9 protein-coding genes and 1 pseudogene are annotated in these 9108 nt (G+C 70.7%); 8 read left to right on the top strand and 2 right to left on the bottom strand.

Annotated features, from left to right (window positions below; translation table 11 throughout):
• From manB to AB0J02_RS43380, 7 genes and pseudogenes are all read left to right on the top strand, one after another.
• Positions 1-181: pseudogene (gene manB, locus AB0J02_RS43410) on the top strand (phosphomannomutase/phosphoglucomutase); the annotation flags it as partial.
• Between the two features lie 213 nt (positions 182-394).
• Positions 395-565, top strand: coding sequence for a Trm112 family protein (locus AB0J02_RS43405; protein WP_363199446.1), 171 nt, complete (start codon positions 395-397; stop codon positions 563-565).
• Between the two features lie 29 nt (positions 566-594).
• Positions 595-1722: an SIS domain-containing protein gene (locus AB0J02_RS43400; RefSeq protein ID WP_363199445.1), complete on the top strand. Its 1128-nt coding sequence runs from the start codon at positions 595-597 to the stop codon at positions 1720-1722.
• A gap of 129 nt (positions 1723-1851) precedes the next feature.
• A complete protein-coding gene (gene manA, locus AB0J02_RS43395) occupies positions 1852-3003 on the top strand; it encodes a mannose-6-phosphate isomerase, class I (protein WP_363199444.1) in 1152 nt (383 codons plus the stop codon).
• Between the two features lie 110 nt (positions 3004-3113).
• Complete coding sequence (locus tag AB0J02_RS43390) at positions 3114-4091, top strand: cation diffusion facilitator family transporter (RefSeq protein ID WP_363199443.1); 978 nt, start codon at positions 3114-3116, stop codon at positions 4089-4091.
• Between the two features lie 270 nt (positions 4092-4361).
• On the top strand, positions 4362-5825 hold the full coding sequence (gene ahcY / locus AB0J02_RS43385) for an adenosylhomocysteinase (RefSeq protein WP_363199442.1): 1464 nt from the start codon (positions 4362-4364) through the stop codon (positions 5823-5825).
• Between the two features lie 213 nt (positions 5826-6038).
• Positions 6039-6653, top strand: a complete 615-nt coding sequence (locus AB0J02_RS43380) for a hypothetical protein (protein ID WP_363199441.1) — start codon at positions 6039-6041, stop codon at positions 6651-6653.
• A gap of 23 nt (positions 6654-6676) precedes the next feature.
• Here the strand turns inward: AB0J02_RS43380 and AB0J02_RS43375 are convergent, their stop codons facing one another.
• Positions 6677-7621: an RDD family protein gene (locus tag AB0J02_RS43375; RefSeq protein WP_363199448.1), complete on the bottom strand. Its 945-nt coding sequence runs from the start codon at positions 7619-7621 to the stop codon at positions 6677-6679.
• Positions 7622-7726: 105 nt separating this feature from the next.
• Here AB0J02_RS43375 and AB0J02_RS43370 point away from each other — a divergent pair, with 105 nt between their 5' ends.
• Complete coding sequence (locus AB0J02_RS43370; protein WP_363199447.1) at positions 7727-8734, top strand: stage II sporulation protein M; 1008 nt, start codon at positions 7727-7729, stop codon at positions 8732-8734.
• A gap of 139 nt (positions 8735-8873) precedes the next feature.
• Here AB0J02_RS43370 and AB0J02_RS43365 read toward each other — a convergent pair.
• Positions 8874-9108, bottom strand: a 235-nt coding sequence (locus tag AB0J02_RS43365; protein WP_363199440.1) for a hypothetical protein, incomplete at its 5' end; no start/stop codon positions are given.

Below are 9108 nucleotides of genomic sequence, written 5' to 3'. Positions count from 1 at the left end.
CGGCGACCGCGACGACATCACCCTGGACGAACTCGACGGCCTCACCGTCACCTCCACCGACTGGTGGTTCAACGTCCGCCCCTCCAACACCGAGCCCCTGCTCCGCCTGAACGCGGAAGCCCGGGACGCGGCGCTGATGGAAAAAATCCGGGACGAGGCACTGGCGATCATCAGGGCATAACGCTTCCAGCGGCGGCCACTCACCCATCCCGACGGCCGGCCCGGCCCCGCACCCGGCCACGCGGCAACCGCGTCCACCGCTGCCACTCCGCACCAGAACCCCGTCGTGCCCCCCTTGTCGCCCAAGCCCGGCGCAGCGCAGCGGCGGTACGCTGACCGGGCTGAACCGCACCACCCGGTGCTCAAAAAACCCCGCACCCCGAAGGGACCCCCCATGCCGCTCGAAGCCGGCCTCCTGGAGATCCTCGCCTGCCCGGCCTGCCACGCCCCCCTCAAGGAGGCCGACGCCGAGCTGATCTGCACCGGCGACGACTGCGGTCTGGCCTACCCGGTCCGCGACGGCATCCCCGTCCTCCTGGTCGACGAGGCCCGCCGCCCCGCGTAACCGTCCCCGCGAGCAGGAGGCCCGACGCGATGTTCGACGAAACGCTCCTGGACGACACGGAGGCGCTGGCCAGGGCCGACCGCCGTGGGCTGCTGCGCGGCGCCGCGGAGGCGGGCGCCCGCGTCCGCACGGCGGCCCGGCACGCGGCCGAGGCCGGCATCACCGAGCTCAAACCGGACGGCCGCCCGCGCGCCGTCCTGATCGCGGGCCCCGGCACCGCGGCCGCCGGTGTCGCCGACCTGCTCGGCCGGCTGGCCGGCGCGGCCTGCCCGGTGATCCGGCTGCGCCCCACCGGCGTCGCCCCCGCCGCGGGCGCCCTGCGCTGGGAGCTGCCCGGCTGGGCAGGACCGGTCGACCTGCTCCTGATCGCCTCCCCGGGCGGCACCGAGCCGAGCCTCTCGCTCCTGGTCGAGCAGGCGTACCGGCGCGGCGTCACCGTCGTCGCCGTATGCCCCACCGGCGCCCCGCTGACCGAGGGCGTCGCCGGCGCGCACGGCCTGTTCGTGCCGATGGCGACAGCCCCGTACGAGCAGAACGAATCGGCCACGGCCTCCGCGCCCGGCACGCTCTGGGCCCTGCTGACCCCCCTCCTCGCGCTCCTGGACCGCACCGGGGTGCTCTCCGCGCCGGCCGACACCCTGCAGAAGGTCGCCGACCGCCTCGACCGCACCGCCGAGCGCTGCGGCCCGGCCATCGCCACGTACAGCAACCCGGCCAAGACTCTCGCCTCCGAACTCGCCGAGGCACTCCCGCTGATCTGGACCGAGGGCGCGGGCGCTGGCCCGGCGGGCCGCCGCTTCGCCGCCGCCCTCGCCGAACTGGCCGGACGGCCCGCACTCGCCGCCGACCTGCCCGAGGCGCTGCCCGCCCACGGCGCGCTCCTCACCAGCGACCTCGCCGCGAGCGCCGCCCCCGACGACTTCTTCCGCGACCGCGTCGACGAGGGCCAGGGACTGCGCGCCCGTGTCGTCCTGCTCCGGGACCGGCCCGCCGGCGGCCTCTCCGCCGCCCCGGCCGCCCGCGAACTCGCCGGGGCGAACGACACCGCGATCAGCGAACTGGAACCGGAGGAGGGCACCGAACTCGAAGCCCTCGCCGAGCTGATCGCCGTCACGGATTTCGCCGCCATTTACCTGGGGCTCGCCTCCGGGACGTGACCCGGACCCGACCCTGTACCCGGCCGGCCGGCCGACGACGCCCGGCCACCGCTCGCACCGCCACCTGCCGCGGCCCTGCCACCGCCGCAGCACCGCGCACCCCGCGTACGTACGGAAGAAGAACGCCTCATGGACCGCCTCACCAACACCGTCCGCCCCTATGCCTGGGGCTCCACCACCGCCATCCCGCACCTCGTCGGCGCCGAGCCGACCGGCGAACCCCAGGCAGAGATGTGGATGGGCGCCCACCCCGGCGCCCCCTCGCACACCGGGCGCGGCCCGCTCGACGAGGTCATCGACGCGGACCCGGCGGGACAGCTCGGCGAGGCGGCCGTCGCGAAGTTCGGCCCCCGCCTGCCGTTCCTCCTCAAACTCCTCGCCGCGGGTGCGCCCCTCTCCCTCCAGGTGCACCCCGACCTCCAGCAGGCGAAGGAGGGGTTTGCCGAGGAAGAGGCGAAGGGCGTCCCGATCACCGCGCCCGACCGCAACTACAAGGACGCCAACCACAAGCCCGAGCTGATCTGCGCGCTCACCGAGTTCGACGGCCTGTGCGGCTTCCGCGCCCCCGAGGAGGCCGCCGGCCTGCTCGAAGGCCTCGGCGTCGACAGCCTCAAGCCGTACGCCGACCTGCTGCGCGCCCACCCCGAAGAGGCCGCGCTGCGCGAGGTCCTCACCGCCGTGCTGAGCGCGGACCGCGACCAGATGGCGCGGACCGTCGCCGACGCCACGGACGCCGCCCAGCGCCTCGGCGGCGTGTACGAGCCGTACGCGGGCATCGCCCACCACTACCCCGGCGACCCGGGCGTCATCGCCGCGATGCTGCTCAACTACGTACAACTGCAGCCCGGCGAGGCCCTGTTCCTCGGCGCGGGCGTCCCGCACGCGTATCTGAACGGCCTGGGCGTCGAGATCATGGCCAACTCCGACAACGTCCTGCGCTGCGGCCTGACCCCCAAGCACGTCGACGTCCCCGAACTGCTGCGCATCGTCCGCTTCGAGGCCACCGACCCCGGCGTCCTGCGCCCGGAGGCCTCCCCGGACGGCGAGGAGCTCTACGACACCCCCATCGACGAGTTCCGCCTCTCCCGCTTCGTACGGCCCGAGGACGCCCCCGCGCACGACCTCACGGCCACCACACCGCAGATCCTGCTCTGCACGGCCGGCTCGGTCCGCGCGGGCGAACTCGCCCTCGCACCCGGCGACTCCGCCTTCGTCCCCGCGGGCGAAAAGGTCGAAGTGTCCGGAGTCGGCACGGTTTTCCGGGCGACCGTCGTGGCCTGACTCCTGCCCCGCGCGTCCCGTGCTGCAACAATGACCCACCGCAAAGGCCGGGCAAAGCGGCAGACTCTCACGCAGCAGCACGGGACGTACGAAGGGACACCAGGAACAACATGAGTGCTTCAGGCGGAGCAAAGGCGATCGTGGCGGCGCTCGCCGCCAATCTCGCCATCGCGGTATCGAAGTTCGTGGCGTTCCTCTTCAGTGGCTCCTCGTCGATGCTCGCCGAGGCGGTCCACTCACTCGCCGACTCCGGCAACCAGTTCCTGCTCCTCGTCGGTGGCAAGAAGGCAAAGCGCGAGGCGACTCCGCAGCACCCCTTCGGGTACGGCCGCGAGCGCTACATCTACGCCTTCCTCGTATCGATCGTCCTCTTCTCCGTCGGCGGCATGTTCGCCGTCTACGAGGGTTACGAGAAGATCAGGCACCCGCACGACCTGGAGCACTGGTACTGGCCGGTCGGCGTCCTCGTCTTCGCGATCATCGCCGAGGGCTTCTCCTTCCGGACAGCCATCAAGGAGTCCAACCAGCTGCGCGGCAAGCTCACCTGGAGCCAGTTCATCAAGCGCGCCAAGGCGCCCGAACTGCCCGTCGTCCTCCTGGAGGACTTCGGCGCGCTCATCGGTCTGGTCCTCGCGCTCCTGGGCGTCGGCCTCACCCTCGCCACCGGCGACGCGGTCTGGGACGGCATCGGCACACTCTGCATCGGGCTCCTGCTCATCACCATCGCGATCGTCCTCGCCCTGGAGACGAAGTCGCTCCTGCTGGGCGAGGCCGCCGGCACGGACGAGGTGCGCAAGATCGAGGAGGCCGTCGTCGACGGCTCCACCGTCACCGGTCTGATCCACATGCGCACGCTCCACCTCGGCCCCGAGGAACTCCTCGTCGCCGCGAAGATCGCCGTCCAGCACGACGACACCGCCGCCGAGGTCGCCCGCGCCATCAACGAGGCCGAGGCCCGTATCCGCGCCGCCGTCCCGATCGCCCGCGTCATCTACCTCGAACCCGACATCTACAGCGAGACCGAGGCCGCGAAGGGCCCCGACCGCGAGGCCATGCCGGGCGGCCCGACGCCGGCGCCGGAGCACTGATTTCTCCGCGGCGGAACGGGGACGGGGTGGGGCCGGCTGGGCCGATCGGTGTAGATTCGTCATGAGTCAGACGTCGCTGCTGATGGCGGTCGGGCGGCCCGCGGGACGGGCCGGCCGAGGGAGAGAGGGCCTCCGACGGACTGTGCTGTGAGTGCCCGGGGACACGTGTGTCCCAGGACGCCGCAGATCAGCCATGCGCGTACCCGATCGTGGGCATGCGCACCAAGCCCACCTCGACCGATCGCAACTGCACCGAGGAGCAGCTCACTTATGACTTCTGTCGCCAACCGGCAGGACCAGGACTTCAAGGTCGCCGACCTCTCCCTGGCCGAGTTCGGCCGCAAGGAGATCACGCTGGCCGAGCACGAGATGCCCGGCCTGATGTCGATCCGCAAGGAGTACGCCGCCACGCAGCCGCTCGCCGGCGCCCGCGTCACCGGCTCCCTGCACATGACGGTCCAGACGGCCGTGCTCATCGAGACCCTGGTCGCCCTGGGCGCCGAGGTCCGCTGGGCGTCCTGCAACATCTTCTCCACCCAGGACCACGCCGCCGCGGCCATCGCCGTCGGCCCGAACGGCACGCCCGACAACCCCCAGGGCGTCCCCGTCTTCGCCTGGAAGGGCGAGACCCTGGACGAGTACTGGTGGTGCACGGAGCAGGCGCTGACCTGGCCGAACACCCCCACCGGCGGCCCGAACATGATCCTGGACGACGGTGGCGACGCCACCCTCCTCGTCCACAAGGGCGTCGAGTACGAGAAGGACGGCAAGGTCCCCTCGGTCGACACCGCCGAGTCCGACGAGCACCGCGTCATCCTCCAGCTCCTGAACCGCACGATCTCGAACGGTTCGCAGAAGTGGACCCAGCTCGCCTCGGAGATCCGCGGCGTGACGGAGGAGACCACGACGGGCGTGCACCGCCTGTACGAGATGCAGCGCGAGGGCTCGCTTCTCTTCCCGGCGATCAACGTGAACGACGCCGTGACGAAGTCGAAGTTCGACAACAAGTACGGCTGCCGCCACTCGCTGGTGGACGGCATCAACCGCGCCACGGACGTCCTGATCGGCGGCAAGACCGCCCTGATCTGCGGTTACGGCGACGTCGGCAAGGGCTGCGCGGAGTCGCTGCGCGGCCAGGGCGCCCGTGTCATCGTCACCGAGGTCGACCCGATCTGCGCGCTGCAGGCGGCGATGGACGGCTTCCAGGTCACGACGCTCGACGAGGTCGTCGACAAGGTCGACATCTTCGTCACGACGACCGGCAACAAGGACATCATCATGGCCTCGGACATGGCCAGGATGAAGCACCAGGCGATCGTCGGGAACATCGGCCACTTCGACAACGAGATCGACATGGCCGGTCTCGCGAAGATCGACGGCATCGTCAAGGACGAGGTCAAGCCGCAGGTCCACACGTGGACGTTCCCCGACGGCAAGGTCATCATCGTGCTGTCCGAGGGCCGTCTGCTGAACCTGGGCAACGCGACCGGCCACCCGTCGTTCGTGATGTCCAACAGCTTCGCGGACCAGACCCTCGCGCAGATCGAGCTGTTCACCAAGCAGTCCGAGTACCCGACCGACGTCTACGTGCTGCCCAAGCACCTGGACGAGAAGGTCGCCCGCCTGCACCTGGACTCGCTCGGCGTGAAGCTGACGACGCTCCGCCCCGAGCAGGCCGCGTACATCGGTGTCGAGGTCGACGGCCCGTACAAGTCGGACCACTACCGCTACTGATACTGAGCAGCAGGCGCACCACGCGCGCCATGCCGGTCGCAGACGCAGGCTGACAGGACAGGCCCCCGCACCCCCGTGCCGGGGGCCTGTCCCGTACCCGGCCACACCGCTGGCTACGGTGGACACGTCCTTCGACGCCCGCAGACCGCACGGCCGGAAACCCGCGACCGGCGGCCGCCGTCATCAAGCCAGCCAGAGGACCCTGCGAACCCCATGCCCCGCGGCCGATATTCGCTCCATGATCCGCACGATCACACCCCCCTCGGTGAAGAGCACTTCCACTGCGCACCGGGCCCTTCGGGCTGGCGCTACGTGGCCCAACGGACCACCCCCTCCGGCGACCACGCCGGCTCGATCGACCTCGCCCTCGACGAACTCGGCCGCCCCATCCGCCTCGAAGTGAACGCCGCGAGCTGGCAGGTGAGGGGAGCCGCCATCGACGGCGTCACCTGGGTACGCACCGACCCCACCGGCACCCACGCCACCGAGGGAAACGCCCCCGCCCATGCCTTCACCGGCACGTCCCCCGCGTTCCTCGTCGCCACCGCGCGTCTGCTGCGCCTCACGCCCGATTCCCCCTCGACCCGTGTCCGCCTCGTCGCACTCACGGATCCCGTCCTGGCCCCCCGCACTCTGGACCAGTCCTGGACCTTGCTGAACAGCGAAGCACACGCCACTGACAACGGACCGCTGACCGTGGACGAATACCAGGTCAGCGCCCTGGACACGGGGGAGCAGCACACCGTCCACATCAGCGGCGACGTGGTCCTGGCGGCCCCCGGCATCGAGCTCGAGGGCCTCGAGACACCGCCCTCGACGTTCAGCTGAAGCGCCCGGAGCGCGCGGCGACGTCAGGCGGGCGGGGCGAACCCAGTGGCAGGCGGCTCGGAACTCCCGGTCTCCGACGCCGGGTTCCCGGCCGGCGGCGCCACGGATGAGGGAGCAGGAGCGGGCGGCGCAAACGGAGCCGTGGCCGGCGGCACGACAACACCAGGCTGCCCGTGCCCCCCGTACGCCCCGGGGAATCCGACCTGCCCGACCTGGCCCACCGAGCCGAAGGCCCGCTGCGCCTCACGCGACTGCCGCTCATGCATCACCGCGGCCAGGAACGCCGCGGGCGGCACATCGCTCGGCGCGGGCGCACCGGTGTGCGCGGCGAGGTCGGCGGCCAGCCGCTCGGCCATGCCCCATCCGACCTGTGGATCCAACTGCCGCATCCGCGTCAGGTACTGCCGCACGGCGAGCCACAGCCCCTCGGGCACGGCGGACAGGTCCAGCTGCGCGAACCGCCCCACGAGCCACGGCGGCGGAGGCGGCACGAACGCCGCCTGCCCGGTCGGCACCCGCTCACGTACGACGAGGGTCCCCGCGAACACGTCCCCGACCCGCCGCCCCCGGGCGGACACCAGAGAGGCGATGCACGCCACGACGCCGAAGGTCATCAGGATCTCCACGACCCCGACGGCCCCGCGCACCAACGCGTGACGGAACCGGATCGGCCCACCGTCGTCCCGCACGACCCGCAGCCCGCACGCGAGCTTCCCGAGCGACCGCCCGCGGCTCAGTGTCTCCACGGCTATCGGAATCCCCACCAGCACCAGCAGGAACAGCGCTACGGAAAGCGCGGCCGCGGCGGCATCGTCCAGCGAAGCGGTCGCGGCCACCACGGCGATCGTCACGACGATGTAGACGAAGAACGCGACCACCAGATCGATGAGCACGGCGAGCGCACGGCTCGGCAGCTTCGCGGGCCGCAGTTCCAATGCCACGGCCTCGCCCGTCACCAGCTCACTCACGCCGGCCACCCACCCTTCCCTGACCTGCCCTCGGAACCGCCAGTCTGCCAAGCTGAGGGCACATCGCGCCGCACAGGTGCCGGAATGCGAGGAGCAGCAGACCCGATGGACCTCGACGTCTTCGTGTCCGCCCACCGAGCCGAGTGGGACCGCCTGGACGCACTGCTGCGCCGCCGGCGCCGCTTGACCGGCACAGAAGCCGACGAACTGGTGACCCTCTACCAGCGCACGGCCACGCACCTCTCCCTCATCCAGTCGAGCGCCCCTGACCCCAGGATCATCGGCCGCCTCACCCAACTCGTGGCACGCGCGCGTAGTGCCGTGACGGGCACCCGCAACGCTTCATGGCGTGACGTCACCCGCTTTCTCACCCACGGTTTCCCGGCAGCGGTCTACAGGGCACGCCACTGGTGGGTCCCGACCGCCCTTGTCTCCACGGCGATAGCGGCGTTGATCGGCTGGTGGATAGGCACGCACCCCGAGATACAGGCATCCATAGCCGCGCCGTCCGAGCTCCGCGAGATGACCCGCCCGGGCGGCCAGTACGAGACGTACTACTCGAGCCACCCGGCGACATCCTTCGCGGCCCAGGTCTGGACGAACAACGCGCAAGCTGCCGCCATGTGCCTGGTCCTGGGCATCTTCCTGGGCCTGCCGGTCCTGTGGATCCTCTTCCAGAACGTGCTCAACGTCGGCATCGGCATCGGCCTGATGACCTCGGCCGGCCGACTCGACACCTTCCTCGGCCTGATCCTCCCGCACGGCCTCCTCGAACTGACCGCGGTCTTCGTAGCCGCCGGTACGGGCCTACGCCTCGGCTGGACGGTCATCGACCCGGGCCCCCGTACGCGAAGGACGGCCCTCGCCGAAGAAGGCCGGGCGGCGATCGGCATGGCCATCGGCCTGGCCCTGGTCCTGTTCATCTCCGGCGCCATCGAAGGCTTCGTCACCCCTTCAGGCCTCCCGACCTGGGCCTGCATCGGGATCGGCATCGCGGCCGAACTCGCCTTTCTGACCTACGTCTACGTACTCGGCGGGCGCGCGGCCCGCGCGGGCGAAATCGGTGACCTGGAGCTGGCCGAGCGCAGCGCGGTCGTGCCGACCGCCGCCTGATGTGCAAGCAGGGTTCCTGAGCTGCTAGTCTCCTCTTCGCCCCGGAAAGACCGTTGACACGGCCCGACCGGGGAGGTAGATTCGAACAGTTGCCCCGAGCTCGACAAGTTCGGCCGCGATGGTTAGTATCTAGCGCGCTTCACGAAATAACATTCTTCGAGAAGCCCTCCCGATAAATCGGAAAACCAAGGCCGGTCAGTCCGGCCCAAAACTTCTGATAAAGTCGGGTCAGCCGAAAGGCAAAGGCCCCCAACGGCCATCGGAAATGAAATCCGAACCGGAAACGGAACGGAAAACGGATCTGGTAAGGTTGGAAACACGAAGGGAAGCGCCCGGAGGAAAGCCCGAGAGGGTGAGTACAAAGGAAGCGTCCG

The sequence above is a fragment of the Streptomyces sp. NPDC050264 genome (assembly GCF_040655895.1).
In the GTDB taxonomy this organism is placed as follows: domain Bacteria; phylum Actinomycetota; class Actinomycetes; order Streptomycetales; family Streptomycetaceae; genus Streptomyces.
Note: the sequence above shows the minus strand (reverse complement) of the source record. Positions and strands in the feature narration are given on the sequence as shown.